The 22,553-nt window shown below is 61.6% G+C and carries 19 protein-coding genes; 13 read left to right on the forward strand and 6 right to left on the reverse strand.

The window, feature by feature from the left end; genetic code table 11:
* Together DYZ02_RS10970 and DYZ02_RS11745 are read right to left on the reverse strand one after the other, a co-directional pair.
* Positions 1-616, reverse strand: a 616-nt coding sequence (locus DYZ02_RS10970) for a helix-turn-helix domain-containing protein (protein WP_147291511.1), incomplete at its 3' end; no start/stop codon positions are given.
* A 160-nt stretch (positions 617-776) separates the two neighbouring features.
* Positions 777-980: a helix-turn-helix domain-containing protein gene (locus DYZ02_RS11745; RefSeq protein ID WP_115686476.1), complete on the reverse strand. Its 204-nt coding sequence runs from the start codon at positions 978-980 to the stop codon at positions 777-779.
* A 261-nt stretch (positions 981-1,241) separates the two neighbouring features.
* Between DYZ02_RS11745 and DYZ02_RS10980 the strand changes: the two genes are divergently transcribed.
* The 12 genes from DYZ02_RS10980 (at position 1,242) to DYZ02_RS11035 (ending at position 14,932) form a co-directional block, all read left to right on the forward strand.
* Positions 1,242-1,493, forward strand: coding sequence for a hypothetical protein (locus DYZ02_RS10980; RefSeq protein WP_147291512.1), 252 nt, complete (start codon positions 1,242-1,244; stop codon positions 1,491-1,493).
* 26 nt (positions 1,494-1,519) lie between these two features.
* Entirely contained in the window at positions 1,520-2,107 is a 588-nt protein-coding gene (locus DYZ02_RS10985; protein WP_115686478.1) for a ParA family protein, read from the forward strand.
* Between the two features lie 463 nt (positions 2,108-2,570).
* Entirely contained in the window at positions 2,571-3,143 is a 573-nt protein-coding gene (locus tag DYZ02_RS10990) for a hypothetical protein (protein ID WP_115686479.1), read from the forward strand.
* A gap of 317 nt (positions 3,144-3,460) precedes the next feature.
* A complete protein-coding gene (locus DYZ02_RS10995) occupies positions 3,461-8,608 on the forward strand; it encodes a DEAD/DEAH box helicase family protein (protein ID WP_115686480.1) in 5,148 nt (1,715 codons plus the stop codon).
* A 214-nt stretch (positions 8,609-8,822) separates the two neighbouring features.
* Positions 8,823-9,389, forward strand: coding sequence for a hypothetical protein (locus DYZ02_RS11000; RefSeq protein WP_147291513.1), 567 nt, complete (start codon positions 8,823-8,825; stop codon positions 9,387-9,389).
* Positions 9,376-10,509, forward strand: a complete 1,134-nt coding sequence (locus DYZ02_RS11005; RefSeq protein ID WP_115686482.1) for an RNA polymerase sigma factor — start codon at positions 9,376-9,378, stop codon at positions 10,507-10,509. Before DYZ02_RS11000 ends, DYZ02_RS11005 begins: the two co-directional genes overlap by 14 nt.
* An 88-nt stretch (positions 10,510-10,597) precedes the next feature.
* Positions 10,598-10,981 carry a glutaredoxin domain-containing protein gene (locus tag DYZ02_RS11010; RefSeq protein WP_115686483.1) on the forward strand — a complete coding sequence of 128 codons (384 nt, stop codon included), beginning with the start codon at positions 10,598-10,600 and terminating at the stop codon, positions 10,979-10,981.
* A 219-nt stretch (positions 10,982-11,200) separates the two neighbouring features.
* On the forward strand, positions 11,201-12,157 hold the full coding sequence (locus tag DYZ02_RS11015; protein ID WP_181896995.1) for a replication protein RepA: 957 nt from the start codon (positions 11,201-11,203) through the stop codon (positions 12,155-12,157).
* 770 nt (positions 12,158-12,927) lie between these two features.
* A complete protein-coding gene (locus DYZ02_RS11020; RefSeq protein ID WP_115686485.1) occupies positions 12,928-13,497 on the forward strand; it encodes a recombinase family protein in 570 nt (189 codons plus the stop codon).
* Positions 13,494-13,955: a hypothetical protein gene (locus tag DYZ02_RS11025; protein WP_115686486.1), complete on the forward strand. Its 462-nt coding sequence runs from the start codon at positions 13,494-13,496 to the stop codon at positions 13,953-13,955. Before DYZ02_RS11020 ends, DYZ02_RS11025 begins: the two co-directional genes overlap by 4 nt.
* Positions 13,956-13,988: 33 nt before the next feature.
* A complete protein-coding gene (locus DYZ02_RS11030) occupies positions 13,989-14,285 on the forward strand; it encodes a hypothetical protein (RefSeq protein WP_115686487.1) in 297 nt (98 codons plus the stop codon).
* Positions 14,282-14,932 carry a DnaB-like helicase N-terminal domain-containing protein gene (locus DYZ02_RS11035; protein ID WP_115686488.1) on the forward strand — a complete coding sequence of 217 codons (651 nt, stop codon included), beginning with the start codon at positions 14,282-14,284 and terminating at the stop codon, positions 14,930-14,932. Before DYZ02_RS11030 ends, DYZ02_RS11035 begins: the two co-directional genes overlap by 4 nt.
* A 721-nt stretch (positions 14,933-15,653) precedes the next feature.
* On the opposite strand, the gene DYZ02_RS11040 is transcribed toward DYZ02_RS11035, so the two are convergent.
* Positions 15,654-16,028 (reverse strand): hypothetical protein, encoded by a 375-nt coding sequence (locus DYZ02_RS11040; RefSeq protein WP_115686489.1) that lies wholly within the window; start codon positions 16,026-16,028, stop codon positions 15,654-15,656.
* Positions 16,029-16,153: 125 nt separating this feature from the next.
* On the opposite strand from DYZ02_RS11040, the gene mobF reads away from it, so the two are divergent.
* Positions 16,154-19,801 carry a MobF family relaxase gene (mobF, locus tag DYZ02_RS11045; RefSeq protein WP_115686490.1) on the forward strand — a complete coding sequence of 1,216 codons (3,648 nt, stop codon included), beginning with the start codon at positions 16,154-16,156 and terminating at the stop codon, positions 19,799-19,801.
* Between the two features lie 8 nt (positions 19,802-19,809).
* Here mobF and DYZ02_RS11050 read toward each other — a convergent pair whose 3' ends face one another.
* From DYZ02_RS11050 to DYZ02_RS11060, 3 genes are read right to left on the reverse strand one after another with little or no spacing between them, the layout of a single operon-like run.
* Positions 19,810-20,457, reverse strand: coding sequence for a hypothetical protein (locus tag DYZ02_RS11050; protein ID WP_147291514.1), 648 nt, complete (start codon positions 20,455-20,457; stop codon positions 19,810-19,812).
* A gap of 3 nt (positions 20,458-20,460) precedes the next feature.
* The gene (locus DYZ02_RS11055; protein ID WP_115686492.1) at positions 20,461-20,799 is read right to left on the reverse strand and encodes a DUF4913 domain-containing protein; all 339 of its coding nucleotides are present in this window, start codon (positions 20,797-20,799) and stop codon (positions 20,461-20,463) included.
* Complete coding sequence (locus DYZ02_RS11060; protein WP_115686493.1) at positions 20,799-22,550, reverse strand: type IV secretory system conjugative DNA transfer family protein; 1,752 nt, start codon at positions 22,548-22,550, stop codon at positions 20,799-20,801. Before DYZ02_RS11060 ends, DYZ02_RS11055 begins: the two co-directional genes overlap by 1 nt.
* Positions 22,551-22,553 lie beyond the last annotated feature (3 nt).

Below are 22,553 nucleotides of genomic sequence, written 5' to 3' on the forward strand. Positions count from 1 at the left end.
CAGCAGCCAGCTCGTCCTCGGTAACGTTCTCCGGCATTGGACGCTGACCAATGCTCGCAAGGGCGATGGACGCGAGTCGATCAGTCCAAAAGAGTTCCTCCTCCCAGGCCTCGCCGGCCGGCGAGGCTCCAGGCGGCTGTGCCGCCCGGCCCCCTTCGGGGGTTGGGGGGACTGGTGGTTCTTTTACTGATGGTTCTTTAGGTGCAACGGGCTGCACCTTCGAAACGCGGGTTTCTGCACTTTGGAAATTCGAGGGTGCAGATTCTGCATCTTCGCTTTTACCTGCGGGTTTCTTCGCGGGTGCAGATTGTGCACTTTCGAGGCTGTAGGTCTTTCCGACATGGAGGATGTATCGGTTTGAGGTCCGCCGGATTGATCCACGGCCCTGGCTGTAGGTGCGCGATTCAACCGAGATAAGCCCTAGCTCCTGAAGTTCCCGGAGGTAGTTGATCACCGACCTTTTGGAGCATCGTGCCCGTGCGGCAATTCTCTCCTGGCCGGGAAAGCACGAGTTGCGCTCATCGGCGAAGTCGGCCAACGCCAGCATGACGAGCGTCGGCCCGGGTTTCAATCCCTGAAGGTCGTCAAGCACCCATGCAACAGCTTTCACACTCATGGCTTAAAACACCACCTTGCAGTGTGATCTAAGTGCGATTTAATCGAGTTGACCAGGGAGGAACCCTTTGCGATACTGTTGAATGTAAACACCAACTGCCCAGTTGAGTCGTTTCGAATGCTCTTGTTCCCAGCAAGAGCATTTTTTCTTTGCTTCACGGTTACACTCCCCCCTCCAGGATTACCCGCACTGCACTTTCGGGGATCAGCCACCGGTTACCGGGCGTTCGCCGAGCCCCCGGCAGCTTTCCCGCTGCCGCCCAATTCCTCACAGTCTCCGCAGACGGTTTCTCGGGCAGCATCTGCGCGACTTGAGGTGGCGACAACCACCGTTCTTCACTTTCTTTCCGTTCCTCTTTGCTCATGCCATGAACGCTACCCGAATTCGCGGAGTTTGGCTAGTTTTGTTTCCTTGGCATGTCTGACACGGCGTTTCCCATCCGCATGGCCAAGCCCCCTACGCGGCAGACCTGTATAGCCATTTACCCGTATCGCCGTATAGCCGGTTGCGCGTGTTTCCGTATTGCCGTATCCTCCGGTTATGGAAGCCGTGATCGGTCTCTTTCAGGGTTTCCACCCCCAAGAAAATCCCTCGGATACAAGCTGGTCTCCCGGAAGGAGAAACGGTGAAATCGCTCAGAGACAAAATGAACGCCGACCCGCAGCTCAAACGTGCTCTGCAATGGAACGCTGACGACCCGACGCTTAGCGGCCGGGAGGCCGCACTCGCGCGCATTGTCACCTCTCTTTCCACTGACTTCGACGCCCTCGACGGAAGTCACCAGCGGGCGATCGCCGACGCATTGGTGGCCCAGGCAAAAGAAACACAAGAGGCGGAAAGCTACGCCGATCGCCTTATTCGGCGCTCGCGGCAGTAGGCCAAAGACACACGAAAGGAACAACGATGACCGTCATTGCCATCTCAAACTTGAAGGGCGGAACCGGAAAAACAACGTCCGCCATCTTGCTCGCAACCGCTTTCCACCGCCACGGCCGGTCTGTCACGGTCGTCGATCTTGACCCGCAGGGCAGCGCCACGGAGTGGGCTCAAATGGCCGAGGACGCCGGCGAACCCTTGGCGTTTCCCGTGACCCTTGGAAATGTCCACACCACAAAAAACCTTCGGGAGACCACGGACTTCACGATCCTCGACTGCCCGCCCGGAAACCCCACGCTTATCGACACAGCGATTGCCGCCGCCGACGTTGTTATCGTGCCGGTTCAGCCCTCGGGGATTGAAACCGAACGCATGTGGGACACCATCGACATCGCAGGTAAGGACAAGGCTGTCGTTCTTCTCACCAGCGTCCTGCTCAGCGCTAAGTCCACGGGCGCGCTAAAAGAAGCGCTCCAGGAGGACAACATCAAAACGTTCCGAGGGGCAATCCCGCGCCGCGAGGAAATCCGCCGCTGGTACGGGAGCACCCCTACAGGCACGCTGCACGGCTACGAGAGCATTGCCGAGCAGATTGTCGAGGCAGAGCGTGTCTAGCCCGTTCAGTCGACGAACCAATCGCACCAAACCCTCCACGGCCCAGGACGTCCTTCAGACTCGTAGCACACCGAATAAGAAGCTCACCATCCTGATGGACCCCACGCTGCACAAGCGACTCCACATGCAGGCCCTGAGCGAGGACCGAACAATGACAGACATCATCACGACTCTCGTGCGCGAGTATCTCGAAGCGAACGCACCAGAGGAGTCCCCGTAAGCGATACCATCCATACGGCTCGCCGTAGTGCCGTATCCCCGGCGTTACGGTTCGCCGTATGCACGTATCTCTACCCGTTGAAAGTAGCGTTTTGGGGTCCCACGCCCAACGAAGTTCCATACGATTAGCAGCACACGACATGCTGGATCTACGGAGCGAGAGGCGAAATGGCGCGCAGGAGTCGGAAACGTGTAACCCCCAATGAAAACCAACTCAGCATTTTTGACCTGTTAGGAGACACGAATGATCCATCGAGCGGACGTGGAAGCGACGCTGACGGCCTACGACTCGGAAACGACCGAGGAGCAGATCGAGCAGCTCTACCAGCAGATGTGCCAGGCGTGGCAGGACCGCGCCTCGGAGATCGAGACGGAGGCGATCTACGCGCTGAAGGACAAGACCGGCCAGTGGCCGGACGGCCCGCAGCGCGGCAGCATCGTCGCCCAGTCGAAGCAGTTGGCGACGGACCAGATCATGGGCGAGTACCTGGAGCCGCTGACGCAGGAGATCGTCGCACGGCAGGCGGAACAGGACGAGGAGGACAGTCCTCACTTTCAGGCGCTGCGCGACCCGGACGGGTGGTGGAAGGACCCCGATCAGATTTACACCAGCCGGGAGGCGACGGACGCGGTGCGGGAACTGTGGGGCGACGAGCCACCTCGGTTCAGGATGCTGGCGGGAACGCTGCTGGAGCGACGCCTGTTTCTCGGCCTGCCGATCCCGAACAGTCCCGCACACCCCGACTACCTAGAGATCGAGGCGAAAGCGCGGGCGGCGCAGAAGTACTGGGACGAGCGGATCGCCGCCCGCCGATAAATCCCGCCACCTCTATCGGGCGCAACATCCGCGCCCTGGAGGAGCTCGTCTCCATTAGTGAGGACACCGACCCCGCCATCCTCACCGAGGCCCAGCGCGGTCTGCTCACCCAGTGGCAGTCATGGGGAGCTCTCGCGGACGTATTTGACGAGCGCAACGACCGCTACGCGCGCGAGCGCGACTACCTGCAACAACTACTCTCCCCCCGCGACTACCAAAGCGCCCGGCGTACTGTCCTTTCAGCGTTTTTCACCGACGCAGACCTGACACGCGCCATGTGGGCAGCGCTCGAACACGCCGGATACCGTGGTGGGCCCGTGCTCGAACCTGGCTGCGGCAAGGGCACCTTCCTTTCCACTGCTCCGGAGGGGACACGCGCTGTCGGTGTCGAGCTCGACCCCACCACCGCGCGCATTGCCGCACTTCTTAACCCGGGAGCGCAAATCAGGTCGGAGGACTTCGCCGCCACTGATTTACCCGACGACACGTTCACGGCCACCATCGGCAACGTCCCCTTTGCCCAGTACGCGCCCTACGATCCGGTGCGTAACCCGCACGGTCTCAGCCTTCACAACTACGTCATCTCGAAGTCCGTTGACCTGACTAAACCGGGCGGTTACGTCGCAGTTGTCACCAGCACCGGTACCGCCGACGCCAAGGGATCCAACAGTTTCGGACCCCGCGCCGAGCTCACCGACCGCGCCGACTTCATCACGGGAGTGCGCCTGCCATCGGGCAAAAACGGCGCGTTTGCCGCCAACGCGGGAACCGAGGTCACCACCGACGTGCTTATCTTCCGCGTCCGCGAAGACGGCCAGGAACCGACTGAGCGCACCGAGGACTTCCTGACCACCACCGAGGTGGAGGTAGACGGGCAGACATTTCGTCTCAACAAGTTCTTCGCCGAACACCCCGAAAACATTCTGGGCACCCTTCGCGCCACCACGGGACGCTACGGGGCGCAGCTGGCCATCGACGCCGACACCACTACTGCCCTATCCGAGCAGGTGCGCACCCGTCTCACCGCCGACATCGGCCAGGCCGTCAACGACGGTTACGGTCTCACCGCCGGCACCACCATCTCCGAAACGGTGAGCACCACCGGTCTGATCGACACCGCCCGTGATGAAATGGAGGCGGTCGTCGGCACGCTGCGCTACGAGCGCGACGGCGAGACGCTGACGTTCGAGCAGAAGCAAAACACCGCCGGCACCACACAATGGGTTGAGGTGCATCCCGCGAAGAAATACGCCGAGCAGTGGGCACGCCTGATCGACATGCGCGACACCACCACCGCGCTGCTCACCGCGTGCCGCGACGAAAACACCGCCGACATCCACGCCCTGCGTGACCAGCTCAATGCCCAATACGACGCTTACGTCGAAACCCACGGTCCGATCAACCTGCACGAAGTACAGGAGCCGCGTAAAAAGTCCGAGGCACAGGTTAAAAAGGCCCTCGCGGGGTTGGAGACGAAATGGCGCAAGGAAAACGCCATCGACGACCGCCCCTTCGAAGGTGAGCTGCCCGTCGAGGTCTACGACGAGCTGCTCGACCAGGCACGCCAGCCGTCAAGTACAGCCACGGTCAAACGCCGCCACCTCGAAGGCGCTCTCGCTGCCGACCCCTTCATGAATGCTGTCTATGCGCTGGAGCGCTACGACGAGGACACCAAGACAGCCACCAAGGGCCCGCTTTTTTCCACCAATCCCATCCGCACCGTGGTACAGCCCGACAGCGCAGACACCCTCAGAGACGCGGTGAAGATGCTTACCACAAGCGACACTGCGCTCACCGCCGCAAACCTGGCAGATCTTCTCGACGGCTACGACGCCGCCGCCGTCGAGGACGAATTGCAGCGCGACGGCCTCGCCTTCCGCGATCCGCAATCCCCCGAGGAGTGGATCCCGCGCCAACGTTATCTCGCCGGAGCCGTGCGCACGAAACTGCGCGAAGCAGAGTCCATCTCCGCCGACGACGCACGCTTCATCCCCAACATGGAGGCTCTGCGCGCCGCGCAGCCGGAACGCATCACCGAAGGCATCACCATAAACCTCGGCGCAACGTGGATCCCCAAGGAGATCTACATCGACTTCATCGCCGAAACCTTTGAGATTGAGCAGTCCAAACGCAGCGAAATCGACGTACAAAACGTCGGTGACTCCTGGTCCGTGGCACTTCCCAAAACCTGGTGGCAAAAGACCGAAGTGGATACCCGCTTTGGACTCGCGGCAGCAAACGCCGACGGCGAATTCAACTTCCGCTCCCGAGACAGGCGCATGCAGGGCCTATCCCACCACGGTGTCGCACACCGGGGACGCAGTTCCGTGGTCTTTCCCGCCGGGGACGCGTTGGTCCACGCCATGAACTCGTCGAGCCCACGCCTCAACTACTCCCTGGAGGCCCGCGAAAAACTTGAGGTTCCCGACCCCGAGAAGAAAACAGTGCTCTACCCCGAGGCCACCCAGGCCGCGGGAAGGAAGTCCCGTGAGCTTTTCGAGCGCTTCTCCTCCTGGGCAAATGAGGATCCCGCCCGCCACGAGAAACTCATCGAGGCCTACAACGACCAATTCAACAACGTTGTCGCCCCCGTCTATGACGGTAGTGAGCTGCAATTTCCGGGCATGTCTGAGGGATACACCCCGTATCCGTACCAGCGTGATGCCGTCGAGCGCATGATTAATGAGCCCGGCGTGCTGCTCAATCACGTCGTGGGCGCGGGCAAAACCGGCTCCATGGTCATGGGGGCAATGGAGCTCAAACGCCTCGGCAAAGTCAGAAAGCCCGCCCTGGTCGTGCCGAACCACCTCGTCGAACAGATTGCGCGTGAGGCCAACCAGTGGTACCCGGGTGCGCGTGTCCTTTCCGGGGCATCAGCCATCGGCGGAGGCGACGGGCGGCAACTCTTTGCCGCCCAGGCCGCGACCAACGACTGGGACCTGGTAGTTATTCCCGAATCCGTCTTCACTAAGCTTTCTGTCTCCCCCGAGATCGAGGCGGACTATCTGCAGAACAAGATTGCTGACCTGCGTCGTGACCTGGAGGCCCTGGAGGAAAGCTCCGGAGACCACAGCCGCACCGTCAAAGACATCGAGGACAGCCTGTCCAAGATGCAGGTTGCCCACGAAAAGAAACTTGCCCAGGTGGGAACCGATACCGGGATCACCTTCGACCAGACCGGCATCGACTACCTCATCGTGGATGAAGCCCACGGTTACAAAAACCTCGCGCGCGTCTCCCCCAACCCCGAGCTGGCCGACAGTGGTGCCGCCAAGGCGACGGACATGGACATGAAAATCGACTGGTTGCGCTCCCATAAGCGCCCCGGTGCTCCCGTGGTCACTTTCGCCACCGGCACCCCGATCAGTAACGCCATTGCCGAGCTCTGGGTGATGCAGCACTACCTGCGCCCCGACCTGCTCGAGGAGGCAGGCATCTCGGGGGTCAACGCCTGGGCGAACAACTTCACCGAGGCCGTCACCGCCCTCGACTTCAGCTCCGGTGGACGCATCACCGAAAAGACAAAGATTGCCCGCTACGTCAACGTCCGCGAGATCACCCTGATGAACTCCCCGTTCATGGATTTCGTGGACCGCAGCCAAATCCCGGTGAATCTGCCCTCCTTGCCCAATGGGGAGCCGACCGTGATTACTTTCGACCCCGGGCAGGAGGTCAAGGACCTCAGCCGCGACCTGATGTGGCGCGAAGAGCAGCTCCGTTTGGTGGAATCCTTCGTCGATAACCCGCTGAAACTGATCAACGACGGAAAGAAAGCCACGCTCGACCCGCGCCTCGCCAACCTCGACCACGACCCGGAGGTAGGGAGGTTAAAGACCGTTGCCGACACCATTGCCGAGGAGTGGCGCGCCAACCGCGATAACGTCTACCTCGACCAATTTGGGGCGCAGTCACCCAACCGGGGTGGGCTACAGATCGTCTTCTGCGACAGGGGTGTTCCGTCGAGTGACCCGAACAAGTTCACCGTCTACGAGGCCCTGCGCGAGGAGCTCGTGGCACGCGGTATGGAGAAATCGCGCATCCGCTTCATCCATGAATGGGACGACCGCAAGCTGCAACTTTTCGATGACTGCAACAACGGCCACGTGGACGTGATCGTGGGAAACACCCCTAAACTCTCCACTGGAGCGAACATCCAGGCCCGGGCGGTTGCCCTGCACCACCTTGACGTGCCGTGGCGGCCGGCCGACATGGAGCAGCGCAACGGGCGCATCGTGCGGCAGGGAAACCAGAACACTGCTGTGCGCATCTACGAGTACATCTCCGCCGGCACCGCTGACGGCCACTCCTGGTCCCTGATTAAAGCCAAGCACGACTTCATCCAGCAGATTTACCGGGGAGCACTGGAACACAACGAGCTGGCAGTCGAGGACAATGACGATGATGTGCTGGCACGCAACAAGTCGCTTGCCACGGGCAACCCCGACTTCGCCAAGGAAATCGCCCTGAAACGCGAGGTGGACGAACTCCAGTCAAAGAAGACCGAGCACACCGCGCAGAAAGAATCCGCCGAGTTCTACCTGCGCTACAACCGCCAGGAACTGCCCCGCCTCCAGCAGCGCAAGGAAACACTGGAGCAACTGGTCCCCACCGCGAAGACGTGGCTGGAGGCCGACAGCGGGGAGAAGACGTGGACATTCGGCGGGGTTGCCTACACCGACCGCAAGGAGGCCACCGAGGCCATGACGGCACAACTTGCCGCCGTCTCCCGCTCGCGCAGCACGGAGAAACAACCCATCGGCGAAATCGGGGGCGTTGTTCTCTACGCCCACTACAGCTTCGAGCACTCCGGGCTGTTCATCAGCAGTCCCGCCGGACAGCACCCGAAACCCATCCCCGACAACCTCATCCGCGACGAACAGGTGCGCACCGCCGAGGAAAACGCGAACCTGCCGCAGTCCCGCTCCGGGTTCCTGACCCGCATGGAGTCCTCCGTCAACGCCGTGGTCAACGCCCACGCCCGGGCAGAGGAGGACATCGAGAAGGTGCGCCGCGAGATCAACCGCCTGGAAACCGGTGATGATCTGGGGGAATTCCCGGAACAGGACGAACTGGAGCAAAAGACCTCGGATCTACACACAGTCCAGGAGCGTCTGCGCAAGTTCAACAACTCCGACGGGGAAAAACGCGCCCGACGCGAGTACATGCAGCGCCTCGCCAGCAAGGGCCGCTCACCCGGTTACAGCCTGGAGCTCAACCCCACCAAGTCCATGCTGGCGGCGGGGATTACCTATCACCCCAAATCCTCCCCCATCGTGAAGGTCGACGGAACCGCAGAAGAGCAGGCCTCTGCCTGGCAATCTCACGACATGGCCACGGCTCCCGAACGAATGTCTCCGCAGCAGCGACTGCAGGCACAACGCCGGCTGCATATGGACGCCCCGCGTCAGGATGTGCAGCCGCATGACCCCTCGCAGGTTCAAGATCGATCTTCCGAGCTGGAGTAGCCCACCATGACCCCGCCGCGCCGTATTGCCGCACCTACAGGTCGCCGTATGCCCGGGCCGCAACCCAGCGCATATCCGTACATACGGTTGTGCGCATTTACGGCACTACGGCTCGCAAGCGTTTACGTTGAGGCGCCGCGAGGGAACTTGAAGCGTAGGCACGCAGTCGAATACAGAAAACCGACACTCCACTAGCAGAAAGGAAATGCGGCACGTGGGAAAGAACGAAGTCACCATCGGGCAGCTCGCACGACTTGTCGACCGACTGGAGGACGGGCACTGGGGCATCATCGCCCGTAGCGTCTACCTCGATCTCCTTGCGGGATACGCATACCTCTACAACGAACATGTAGCGGAGGCACCCGCTTGGACCCAGCCACTGCCTTGGGAAAGTAAGGCGGTGCACGAGATCATCTCCCTCATGCCCACGCCGCAAGGATCCCGATCGTTTGAGCATTGCCTCACGGAAGTCAAGAGCACGACACAGCTCCTCCTCGCCCAGGAACTGGGGCTGCCGCAAAACCCCGATGATTACGGGACCCGGATCCTGCCCTTTGAAGAAGTCGAGGCCGTAGAAGCCTTCCTGGTCTCAGATTTCACTGAGGGGATCACCCGAGCAACAGCCGAGTATGCCGTCGCACTTTGCCAGTGGAATGACGCTAGCACCGCGCTGAGTGTCATCCGCCGGAAAACTGGTGAAAACCATTCTGAACTACCCGCCCCCACCATGCCCGAGAGCCTTATATCCATGATTCAGCAGGTACGAGATGATGAATCCTAACGACGCTTCATTGGCGGAACTCATCGCCGCCCTCGCCGATGCCGGGGCTGTCTCCCAGGTCTCTGCCGTCCTCCTGGCGCGAGAACAGCGCACAGTCCACAGAGTGTTAGAGAACCGCCCCGTCGACGAGACCACATCATACGCAGCACGTTTGCGGGACACGCTCGCGGAGATCGTGGACGCGGAACTCCAGAACGAGTACACAAAACGCAGCCGAAGCTACTTTACGGCCGAGGGGGAGGCGTCCAAACGTCTCCCTGGTGCCATTAGGTCCCTGCCCTATGCGTCGCAAATGTTGCTCGAGCAACACCGCAACGGGAAGTCCCTAGTGGAGTTAGCTGCCAGTCGTGGGCAGACGTACCGCGAAACACGGCACGCATTGCGCAACGTGTGGAAATCGCTTGATCCTGTCTTAGTCGAAGATCCTGACCAAGATAATCTTGAGCGGTTCCTGGAAACTGGAAATACCTCCTACATAAGCCCCATCTACAATCGCAATAAGCTCCCCGTCACGGGTCTGCTCGTCAAGCGCAACCTTGCGCGCGACCAGAGTGAAGCAGACGAGCTCTATTCCGAAACATGGACGCGCGCATTTAGACGCCTGGAGAACTTTAGGGGCGAAGCAAAATTCTCCACGTGGCTCACCCAAATCGCTATCAACGCGGCAATTGATGCCAAAAAGGCCGAGAAAAGGTACTCAGAAAGGACACTTAACCTAGAAAACGCTGCAGATGAGTATCAGAACCTTTTCGTTGAAGAAGATCGCTCCAGTGACCTCCTTGAAGCCTCCTCGCTGTACACCGAGCTGACTAAGGGGCTAAACGACCTTCAGATCCGCATCATTTCCGGTCGCCTCGCAGGTAAAACAGTTGCCGAGATGGCGCAGGAAAATGGCGTAGCCGAAGGCACGATCAAATCCTCGCTATCGCGGGCCCGCGAAGTAGCCAGGAAAAATCATGAGGCGCTCTACAGTGAAGCCCCGAGTCCAGACGAACCCGCCCTTGAAGGCTTGAGCGCAGCCGAGCGACTTAACCTGCAAAGAAAAACCCCAGGGCAGCGTCCTCCCGCCGATTCGCTGCCGACGCCTGCCGAGCAACAGCAGGACACCCCGACCCTTTAGCGTCGATGGGCCCCTGTACCCATTGCCCGCTCGACGTGCCATAGGACACACTGACCACAAAAGGAAGTGGAGAGAGGGGAGAGGTCCATTGATCGTCTACAGCGCTCCAGGGTGCTCACAATGCCGGCTGACAATCCGATGGCTTGACGACCACGGCCGAGAATACGAGAAACGCGATGCGGCCCAGCACCGGGAGGACCTTCTGGCACTGGGGCACACATCTGCCCCCGTCGTCGTCTTGGATACGGGGGAGTCCTTTTCGGGGTTTCGCCCCGATCGTTTGGCCCAGATAGGCGCCAACGAGACCGCGCCGTCAGGCCCACCTCCTCAATCAGTCGAGGACATGACACCCGCTGCACGAATTCAGCTCCAGCAACAAATCAGCCCACGAAGCCAAACAGCCGGCCTCGAGAGCGAACAAAACGCCACTCTGAACGCCGCGGAGGAATCCACCCGTGAGGCCGTGGTCTAGCCCCGGCAAGACGCACCGCCTCACCACGGCCGCACTGAATCACACCGACGTGATTTAATGGTCCACAGATAGGAAAAACCCTCCCCACGAGTTAGCCGCTCGTTGTGGGGAGGGCGTACCGGAAACCAGTAAAAGTGCGACCCGGTGACGTGTCTCAACACTACCGAGAAAATGTGTTGCTGTCACGTCGCCGAGCCCGCATCGGAAAGGACAAGCAGCATGACCACCGAGAACCACCCCGACAACGACTTCGGCCTGGACGAGGCTGCAATCCTCAAAGAGGTCGAGTTCATTGAAGCAGCGGGGGTGACCGAGCCCTACGCTTTCACAAGCTCGCTATTCACCAAGGCCACCTTCCCGCACAGCGTGCGAGGCGCTCGGGAGGGCACGCTCGTCCTCCACAACGGAAACATGACCGTAATGATGGTCAGCGCCACAGGTGACGAATTGCCCTACGGACATGTTGTACGCCTGATTCTGTTCTGGCTCACCCGCGAAGCCTGCAAGCGCAACGCCGAGATGGACATCGACGAAGCGCGCATCATCCCCCTCGGGGGCAGCATTCAGCGCATTTTGCGGGAAATGGGGATTATCAAGCCGGGTCAGCGCGCGGGCAAGAGCCAGTACGCCGCGTTCTCCAAGCAACTAACCCGTCTGGCCCACACGACAATCACCGTCCGGCACAACTCCCGCACTAATACCGGCCACGGGCGTGACACGACAGCCACGCTTATTGCCGAGGAAAGCTTTTTTTGGTGGGAAGATGCTGACGTGTCCGGAAACCTCGCCAAAGGTTCGTACATCGTCCTAACGCGCAAGTTCTTTGAGTCGCTCGTAAACCATGCCGTTCCACTTTCCTCGGTGCATATCGCCAAGTTCTACAATTCCTGCCTAGCCCTTGATCTCTACGGGTGGGCCGCCCACCGCATCTACACCCACAGCGGAACTACCCGCGTGACATGGGAGCAACTAAAAGGCCAGATCGGCACAGGCTACCCAGACTCCCTACAAGGTATGCGCGACTTTCGGAGAAAAGCGCGCGGAGCCATCGCCCGTATCGCGGAGGCGTGGCCAGAGTCAGGCATAAGTGAATGGCCGGGTGGAGTGATCCTCACCGGCAAGATCACGCCCGTCGACCCGAAGATCGTTCCGCCTCACCGCGGCCCGCAGTTTTAAGCCCAGAGACACCCACATCCACCGAGCCGGCCTCGGTGGATGTTTTAGTTATCCAGGAGCTTCTGCCCCGGCCGATCACCATTCGTACATTGAGTCACGCTAGTTCGTACATTGAGTCACGCTAGTTCGTACATTGAGTCACGCTAGTTCGTACATTGAGTCACGCTAGTTCGTACATTGAGTCACGCTAGTTCGTACATTGAGTCACGCTATATCTGCCATAAAGGCAGGTTAAACGGCAAAAATGGAGTTCACCCTATAAAACCTTTTAAATCCTCTATACCTTTAACACTCCTCTAGGTATGCCGCTGGAACCGAGCTATTCACGGGAACCCACCCTCCGAAACTCCCGCCTCGCTACGCTCGTTGGGCTACCGCGCGAATCGAAGATTCGCTTGCTTTCAAAAGAACAAACAAGGAGGGGGAGGGGTGCGGCGGCACGTGGCGTGAGCGGGAATGGCTGCGGTCCGTGGAGGTTGCGGCGTGGGTTGCGGAGTGGAGGGGAGATTTATAGACCTGCCGCAACTTTCGGCCGGGGCCGGCCAGGAGGGTGGAGAAGATCGGCGCGTTCAGCGCGCGGTGTGCCATGTCCTTCCAAGGAGGAGCCGCGATCCCGGCCGGGGGCGGTACTTCTCGTGTGTCACTTGGGTACACCCTCGTGCGACACGGCTGGCCGGGCGGTTTCTCCTGTGTCAGCATGTCCTATTTGCAATTCTGCTACACTTTCGCAGTGAGGTTAATGACTTCATGACACACAGAAGGGAGTTGCGGTGGCGGGCCAAACCGTTTCGTACATTCGTGTCTCATCCGTTGACCAAAACCCATCGCGGCAGAGAGAGGCTGTGGGGGCCACCGACAAAGAGTTTCTTGATAAGCAGTCGGCCAAAAGTCGAGCCGCTCGCCCAGGGCTCGACGCCTGTGTCAGTTATCTGCGCGCCGACGACGTTCTCAAAGTGGCTTCCATCGACCGCCTAGCCCGATCGTTAGTCGATCTCCGCAACATCATCGACGAGATCGTCTCGAAAGGCGCCACGGTGCGCTTCCTCAAGGAAGGTCTCACCTTCGCCCCGGGGAATACAGACGCGCGCGCAACTTTTCTGTTGGGGATCCTTGGAAGCTTCGCCGAGTTTGAGAGAGAGCTGATCCGCGAACGCCAGGCGGAAGGAATCGCGCTCGCAAAGAAGGCGGGCAAGTACAAAGGCCGCAAGCGGATTCTTTCGCCCGAACAAGTCCGAGACGTTCGAGCCCGCGCCGCCGCCGGAGAATCGAAAAGTGCCTTGGCTACAGAACATCACGTCAGTCGCTCGACCATCTACCGTTGCCTTGAGGAGCCCCAATGAGCCTGTTTACTGCCGTCCTTTTGCTCGGAATTCTCGGAATCATCAGAACTCGGGTTCGCCGGAATGGACTCGTTGCCGGCCTCGTATTCAGTTTCTTTCCGGTCGCACTTTTTCTCGCTGCGGTCCTCTTCCTGGGCGCTGCAGGAATCTTTTTCAACCAGGCCGCGTACAACTTCAGTGACGAAGGGGAGAAGGCTCAACAGGCGTGGCGCCAGGAGCAAATTGACTCAACTGGCATCGATCCCTGCGCAGGTCTGTATGCCGCAGAACGCGGGCGCCGCCAGACGCAGGAGCGCGTCGACAGCGGCGTTATTGGCAACGGCGAGCTCCTGTCGGAGGCGCTCAGTAACAGCCCATACGCGGACATGTCGTGGGAGGAACGGGAGGCCGCACTCGCGCGGGACGCCGAGCTGAGCGAGAAGTGCCCGCCCCTTGACTACATCGAATCGCAGCAATAGATACACAGGTAGATCGGCAGAAGGGAACCCGCAATGACGACCACGATTCAGGGCAGGATCTACGGCTCGGCCGTAGTCGATGACTCTACGTGCCCAACGAGTGTGAAGGTGCGCATCTTCGCTAAAGACCCCGACAACCCTCGATGGCTGCTCGACGCGCACGCTTACGCTGACGGACCGCTGGCGCAAAGAATTGCTACCGAATGCGACCACGGCACCATGATCACCGCCACTGGGGTGCTGACGCGTACCACACCCTTGCCGGAAGATGAGGCCGCCGGAAACACGGCGGCTTCACTGGCACTCACCGACGCGACATTGACGCCATGACGCGCCCGGGCTTCAATTTCGACCCCGAGGTCCAGGTGCTCAATGAACTGCTGTGGTCCGCGAATGAATCCGCGGCCTCCTTCGTTCTCGAAACTCTCCGCGAGGATGACTTTTATAACCCGCTCTACGGGCAAATGTTCACCGCCATCAAAGACAGCCACTCCCGGGGACTCGGCCGCGACGCCGTAAGTGTTAACACCCACCTGCTCGCAAACTATGACGCACTTGGCATCGCCCACCCGGAGAATGTGAGCCACTTGCTCGTCAACATTGCGGTCCTCGATACGCCCCAGCACAGTTTGCGCGACAGCGCCTACAAAGTGCTCCACGACTCCTATCGGCGAGGGTTTGACGCCGTGGCAGACGCGCTGAAGTTCGCCGCGCAGGAAGCGCCGACCAACGAGCTCTTTAACATCCTTGTCGATCACGGAAAGCAACAGCGCGCCTCCACCGAGCGACTGGCAAATTTCCTCACCGCGTATGACGCAGCAGGCGCGACACCGCGCGCTCCCCAGGCCGCTCCGGAAGAACAGACCGCGCTTGAACGGATCAAGGCACAACGTAGCCAACAGGGCACCCCACGATCCGCAAGTGACTCCGCCGGCGCACCGCTCGCCGATACCCGAGATAACGGACACGAGCTCTAGGGGCGTCCCTCGAGTCGACCGGCACAATCCCGCTCCCTGACACAAACACGGACGCCGCCTCCCTTCTTTGGGAGGCGGCGGACAACGGGGGCATTGTCTAAGGGCTTCACTTGTTGGGGGTGCGGCCCCTAGGGGAGAGGTTAGTCCAGATGCGACTTATCTGCGATAGGGAAGAGCTCGAGTTGATCGGCTATCGCCGGCTGAACCGCAAGGCGGTAAGACTGCTCGTCCCACCCATTCTCTAGCGCGGCTCGGACGCGAAACGACCGTTCCGCGCGTCGCCTTGATTGTACAGACGGGCGGTTTCCAATGTGGCGCCCCCGCTTGACTGCGTGACGCAGGTTTGCAGATTGAGTGGAGCGGTGGACGTGTTTCGGGGATACGCGAACACACAGCGGCTCGTTACACGCGTGCTCGGCAACATCACTCGAGCCGATCGAAACCCCGGAGGCCAGTAGCGCGAATCGGTGCGCAAGCATGGTGCGTTGTTCGTCCCGGTTCTGAAAGGTAAAACGTCCGTACCCGTCCGGGGTAGAGATTGCACCGGTCCAGAACCAACAGCGCGGAGACTGCACCACCTTAGAGTTGAAGCGGCGGATGTCCGATTCCGTAGGAAGAAGCTCGGAGTTGGACACAACCGCCCGCTTGGACGAGCCGCGAGATACGGACGCCGGAGGTTCCGGCATTCCCGGCAGCGGGCGCCCCGGGGAGATTGGGCCTCTCACGAGTGATCGTGCTGATGTTCTTCAGTAGTGTCGCCACCGGTTTCATTCTCGCTAGCTGTGGCGCCGTCGTGCATGGATCCGGAGTCGGTATCGCTTGTGTCGTCCTCGCCGTCGGTAGTCAGCGCGAGGAGCCCCCGAAGCGCGGTCGGGGACAGATCGAACGAAGCTCGCATCCATGCTTGCGATTCGCCGAGCTTGCTCAGCTCCTGGAGCGCAGCGGCGAAGCGGCGGCGCGCGCCGTCGAACTCCGCCTGGGCGAGGAATGCGCGCTGTGTCGCGTCTTTAACTTTCTCCTGCTGGGCGATCTTCTCCGCAAGCGCTTGCGTCGCTAGATCGCGCGCCTGTTGCCTCTTATTCGTTTTCGTCGACATGTCGCACAGTTTACTAGTCGCTTCACCTAGCGACTAGCCCGCCGTCGCTCCGGCGCCAGCATTTGGCCACACACAGTAGGCACTTTTAGTGAGAATGGTGAATCGGTCGGCTACACTGCGGAATTATGATGTCGTTTCGCGCCGTTCACGCCGGGGCCGGGTACCAGTACCTGCTGCGCTCCGTGGCGACGAATGACGCATACGACGAGTCGGTAGAGACCGGAAAATTGTCGTCGTACTACCAAGCAAAGGGCACGCCTCCGGGCCGTTGGCTCGGCCGTGGACTGGCTGCGCTTGGGTCGGAAACTGCCGCCGTCGGGGTCGAAATTGAGGCTGACCAGATGGAAGCGCTCTACGGTTTGGGCTACCACCCGGACACGCACCGGATGCTTCATGAGGGCAAAACTCTCGACGAGTGCAAGCTCGGCGGGAAGTTCCCCTTCTACACAAACGACGTTGCGGTCCTGAACGAATTGCGCGCGGCGGAGCGCGCGTTCGTCGCCGAAAGTGGGCGGCTTCCGACGGAAGATGAGCGCACTGGCATGGCCATTTCTGTTGGCCGACAGCACTATGTGGAGGCCACCGGGTGGGTCAACGCGCCGGATAAAGACATCGTTGATTGGGTCAACCAGCAACGCAATCAGGTCAAGCAAGCGGTCGCGGGTTTCGACTTGACGTTCTCCCCGGCGAAGTCGATCTCGGTGCTGTGGGCCCTGGCCGATGAGTCCACCGCGAACAAAATTGCGGCGTGCCACCATGAGGCAGTTGCCGAGGTTTTGGCGTGGGCGGAGGACAACACCGTGCGCACCCGCATGGGCGCGGGCGGGCTGGCGCAGGTGAAAACCGGTGGCATTATCGCCTCGGAGTTCACTCACTTTGACACCCGCGCGGGTGATCCTGATCTTCACTCGCACGTGCTTGTGTCGAACAAAGTGCAGGGCCCGGACGGGAAGTGGCGCACGCTCGACTCGCGCGCAATGTTCAAAAACCACCAGACGTTATCGGCGCGCTACGACGCAATTTTGCAGGAGATTCTGACGCGCAAACTCGGCCTCGGGTTCACCGCCAGCCCGCGCGGTGCGGGCGTGGAACCCGTCTGGGAAGTCGCCGGAGTGCCCGAGGATCTGATCGAGGCGTTCTCGAAACGACGCACAATGGCCCGTCCTGTCTATGACGCTTTGGTGCGCGACTACGTGGCTGCGCACGGCCACCAGCCCGACAAGCGGACGCAAAAGCGGCTGTGGCAGTCGGCGATTTTGGACACGAGGGACGCGAAGAAACCCGCCGAATCTCTCGCAGATCTCCGTGAATCCTGGCGCGCTGGAGTGGAGCGGATGGACGGCGGCGCCGAGCTTTTAGCGTCGGTTCACGCCGTGCTCGGCGGGGCACACAATGACGCCCGCCCGGAGTTTTTCACCCAGGGATCAATCGACGATGACGCCCTCGACGACCATGCGCGCGGTGTAGTTGATCGGATGATCCGCAAGCGTTCCTACTTCGCCGACCACCACGTCACCGCTGCGGTTGCGAGCTACCTCAAGGCGTTTCGCTTCGCCGACGGGGAGCAAACTCAGCGCGCTATCGCCGAGCTTTCCGAGCGCATTGTCAGCGCGCACCTGATCGAAATCACGCCCCGGGGCGCGGAAGATCTTCCCGAGAAACTCCGCAACGACAACGGAGAAGCCGTCGACCGACACCTCGACTACCGCAAGTACACCACACCGGAGATCCTTGCCCAGGAGGACAAAGTTCTCGCCGCAGTCGTCGAACCCGTGCCCGTGTTCGCCGAGTCCGCGACCATCGATAAGGCGGTCGCCGCGTTCGAGAAGGACAACGGTTTCTCGCTCAACGCCGGCCAGGTTGAGCTCGCGCGGCACCTGCTTTTGTCTGGCACCCTCGCCGCCTGCGGCGTGGGCCCGGCCGGCACTGGCAAGACAACATCCATGCAGATTGTCTCGCGCGTGTGGGCCGACCACGGCCACAACGTCATCGGGTGTGCCCCGTCGGCGGCGGCCGCCTCGGTGCTTTCCGAGGAGCTCGGAATCGACGCGAACACGATCGATTCGCTGACGTTTACCTGGCGCGGGCGCAACCCGAACAAGCCCGCCGGTGACCTGTCGGCTTTGCCCGTGCAGATCAATCAGGGCGACATGCTGCTCGTCGACGAGTCGGGCATGGCGACAACGGACAACCTCGCCGCCCTGGTCGAAATCGCCGAAGCGGCCGGGGCGATCGTGCGGTTCGTGGGGGACCCGCACCAGCTCGACGCGGTGGGAACCGGCGGGCTGTACGAGACGATGTGCCGCTACAACAACGCCGCCGAGCTGACCGACGTGATGCGTTTCTCCCACGGCAACGACACCGAACAAGCCGACGCCTCCCTCGGTGTTCGTCGCGGCGATACCGCCGCCGCCGAGTTTTACTTCTCCCGTGGCTGGGTCACCGGCGGCACGCGCGAGGCCATGCTCGCCGACGCCGCCGAGGCCTACCTGGCCGACACCGCGAAGGGGCGGTCCTCTCTCGTGGTGGCCTCCACCAACGCCGATGTGGCCGTGCTCAACGAGATGATCCGCGCCCACCACATCGACACCGGAGACGTGGACACCTCCCGCGAGGTCGCCCTGTCCCAAGGTGATGTGGCGGGTCTGGGAGACGTGATCATCGCCCGGCAGAACCAGCGCCTCGACAACCCGGACAAGCCGAATCAGGCCGGGCGGAAGGTGATCAACGGCCAGCTTTTCCGCGTCATCGACCTCACCGACGACGGCGGGGTCGTCGCCGGGGATCTCGCCACCGGGGAGGTCTACCACCTGCCCGCAGACTACGTTCGCGCCCACACCCACCTCGGGTATGCGGCGACGGTGCACCGCTCGCAAGGCGCGACGGTGGACACCACCCACCTGGTCGTTGACTCTGCCACGAGCCGCAGCGCCCTCTACGTCGGGCTGACTCGTGGCCGGCATGAAAACCGTGTCTACACGGTCACCGACGACACCCTGGACGAGTTCGAGGAGTACGGCCATGAGCACTCCGCCGGAAACTCCCCCGGCCTGTCCGACCGCGACGTGCTGGCGCGCGCTATCGCGCGCGATACACGCCAGCGCTCTGCGACCGACATCCGCGAGGAAGCCGAAGCCTACGCGGACAGCAAGGAACGCCTCGCCAAGCTCTACCGCTACGGCGTTGACGCGGCCACCAGTGACTTCATTGAGCGCCACCTCGACGCATGGTGGGACCGTCTCGACACTGACGCCGCAGCCACACTGACTGATGAAGGGCGGATGAAAGTCCGCACGGCGTGGCGTGATCTGCTCGCTGCCGGCCACGACCCCCGGGACTTCATGGCCACCGCCGTGTTCAACCTCGGCCAGGTCGATGAGGCCGGAGCCGTCATCGCGTGGCGGCTGCGCGCCACCCTGGCCGACGACGCCGGGCAGGCAACACGCCTGCTTGCCCCGCCGCCGGTAACGCGCGGCGCCGACGCGGAGCTCGGCGCGTGGCTGCGCGAAACCCACGACCGTCTTGCGGCATGGCCCGACGACGCCGCTGGGGAGGACATTGCCCCCGAGAACCTGACCCCCGCCGAGCGCCTGCGCCTGCAGGCTGGAATGAAGCCATCCACCCCGCCCGCCCGCAACGCCGGGGCGGGTGCGGCGGCCGATCTAGACCCCCTCGCACGCCTCGCAGCGCAACGTGCTGGCCGTGCCGGGACGAGCACGGCAGACGAAAACCCCCCGAGCTACCGCAGCGACGAGCACACCCCCCAGCTATAAAACCGTCGCTACAGGGCCAGATCGTCTGTTGCCTCCGAGCTGTAGCCAAGCTCAGAGGCCGGAGTTGGCTCGAGCGGGCCCTGCTCGGTAAGCGCGTCTGTCGGCGAAACGGGCGAAACTCCCACCCCCTGCTCGTATGCGGCAACGGCGTCTGGGTGGGCGCCCGTGATCTGCATGTCCTCGATTACTTCCGAGGCGGGGAGCGCCCCGTCAACGCGGCCATCGTTGCCCAGCAAGACTTCATCAAGGGCGACTGCCAGCGTTTCGAGACTCCCGACCGTGACAACAGAAAGTCGGTCGAAGGCCTGGTCAAACCGATCTGTTGCGAGACTTCCCGCATCATCGTCCGTCACGGTCGCGTCCTCGCGCCACCTTGCCAGAGATTCTTCGAACCCGCGATTGGCCAGTTCTCGTTCAAACGTCTGTTCCTCCTGCTTGCTCCACGCATAGAGCACGGCGCCGCCGAGAGCGGCGGTAACCAGCTGTCCGGCAGTCATGCGCTTGTAGCTGTTCGGGCCTGGGGTGCGGGTGCGGTGGGCTGGACGAGCTGCGACCTGGCCGTTTTCTACCGCGCGCGCGAGGGCTCGAGCGCGTCTCAGGGCGCGCGCCAGGGTGAGGTCCACTTCTCGGGCAGTGGGAGAGTTCTTCGGTGTCATCGGTTATGCCTCCTTAGGGATTTCATTCATGGGCGTGCTGGGCAGGGAAATGGTCGGGGTGTCCTCGCGGCGGCAGTCCTGGAGGACTGACATTTCGCCCATGAGGTGGCGCATGTGGTAGTCACCGTGAACACGCAAGAACGTCTCCATGTAGGTCGCAGGCTCATCCTGGCGCAGTGCCTCGAATCTGAGCCACAGCGCTTCCAGACGGGCCACGACTTCTGCGTGGGCCCACCACCGTTCAGACCAGTTGGCCGAGGGGATGCGCGATGAGGATTGGCCGTAGAACGGCAGAATAATTTGGTCTACGAACTCGTACATCGACTGGAAACGAAGATCCATTAGCGTGCTCCTAACTTGCGCATGGTTTCCTGGGGCCACCGACGCTGCCACCACGGCTCCATCTGGGCGATCAGTGGCCTCCGCCTCGAGGCCAGCACAAGTGCTCGTCCTTGGTCAAGGCTTGCCAGTTCTGCCACGGTGAGAATTTTGCGTTCGCGGCGGTTGCGCGTCACCGTGCGCGCTCCCTCCCCAGCGCGCGAGGTCGAGGTCTCGAAGACCTCCACGTCGCCGACGAGTGCCTCAATCTTCTGCAGCATTTTGTCGTCGCGGACGCCTCCGCCGTACAGCACGATCGCAGCGGCCGACCACAGGAGCTCCATGCCGTTTTCTCCCCAGACTTCCGCCCCCTGGGCATAGGACTGGAGGATCGTCATGAGGATGATGCCGCGCGAGCCATAGTGCGAGTACAGGCTGGGAAGTTCCGGCCAGCGCACAACGTTTGCTGCCTCGTCGAGCGCGGCGACGAGGGGCACCGGCAGGCGGCCTCCGCACTCCTCTCCATAAGCTTCCGCAGCGGTCATGATCGTTGCCGTGAGCGCCGTCGTAAGGGCTGCAGCGTTGTCTGCCCCTTCCTTTGACAGGAGATACACCGTATCGCGGCCAGGGCCGCGCACGAACGCTTCAGCATCAAACTTTCTGGCAGTCGGTGTCGGTGTGACCCATTTGAGTGCTTCTCGGCGCCCGAGCGGCGTCGCCATCTGCGCGGCTTGGGAAAAGAGGCCAGAGCGGGTTTTTTCCGTGATCTGGTAGGTAGCGGCCAAGGCTGCGGCTTGCTGGCGCCATTCGGGAAAGCGCTCCAGAATGCCGACCGGGGTTCGGTCCGCATCATCATTGACCCACAGGTAGACATCCCCGATCGGACGGTTGTCCAGTGCGGCCGCGAGGAAGAACCTGCCTAACAGCTCTTTACCACCTTCAGTGAAGTAGGCGTCACCGCCGGTGTCTCCCGCACCGCGTGCGGCAGTTTTGAAGATGTCCGCCAGCCTAACGGCGGCCGAGTCCATCGTTTCAGGGACGCGGCGAACCAGATCGAGAGGGTCGAAAAACCACGGATCCTGCTGGAATCCAGCGGCGATGCGCTGCGGGTCGAACACCCACACCTCCCCCCGGGCGCTGGTGACGCCGATGGTGTCGTCGACAATGTCGCGCTTGTTCGATGTGGTTACGACATGTCCTGGAGCGTCGACGATTGCGGGGATCACCTGCGAGGTGGTCTTGCCCATACGAGGGCCGAAAATGATCAGGTAGAGGTCCTCCCAGGTAGACCACAGACCTGTTCTCGTCTCGGGCACGCGGCCGAACATGAGCCCAGGGAACTGCGCGGCCAGGGCCGGGGTCGGAAGCCATTTCTTCGCCGCCGCTTCCGCCGAGCCGCGGCTAAAACTCACAACCTCCCGCTTGCTCGCAAGATATTTTGAGGCCGCGTCGACACGCGGCTTAGGCTTCCTGAACTTTCGGCGCGCGAGAACGATAGCGACGACCGCCAAAACCGCCAATGACCACGCCGCAACTACGGCCGCTGTTGCTGGGGCTCCCCAGACACGATCCTTTCCGATGAGCTCGCCGACGGTTGTAAAAGGGTTCCGTGAAACGGGCGCGCCCTCACCCAAGCGCGCCTGCACCCATTGGCCAAACTGAATGCTTGCAACCGCTGCTATCGACGCACCGAGGAGACAGAACCCCAGAATCGTCTGAATGTCCCACCCGATGTTGCCTGCTGCCCGTGGGTTGTCGCGCCCGTGCTCTCTCATTGC

It is taken from the genome of Corynebacterium senegalense (genome assembly GCF_900411315.1).
Taxonomy (GTDB): Bacteria; Actinomycetota; Actinomycetes; order Mycobacteriales; family Mycobacteriaceae; genus Corynebacterium; species Corynebacterium senegalense.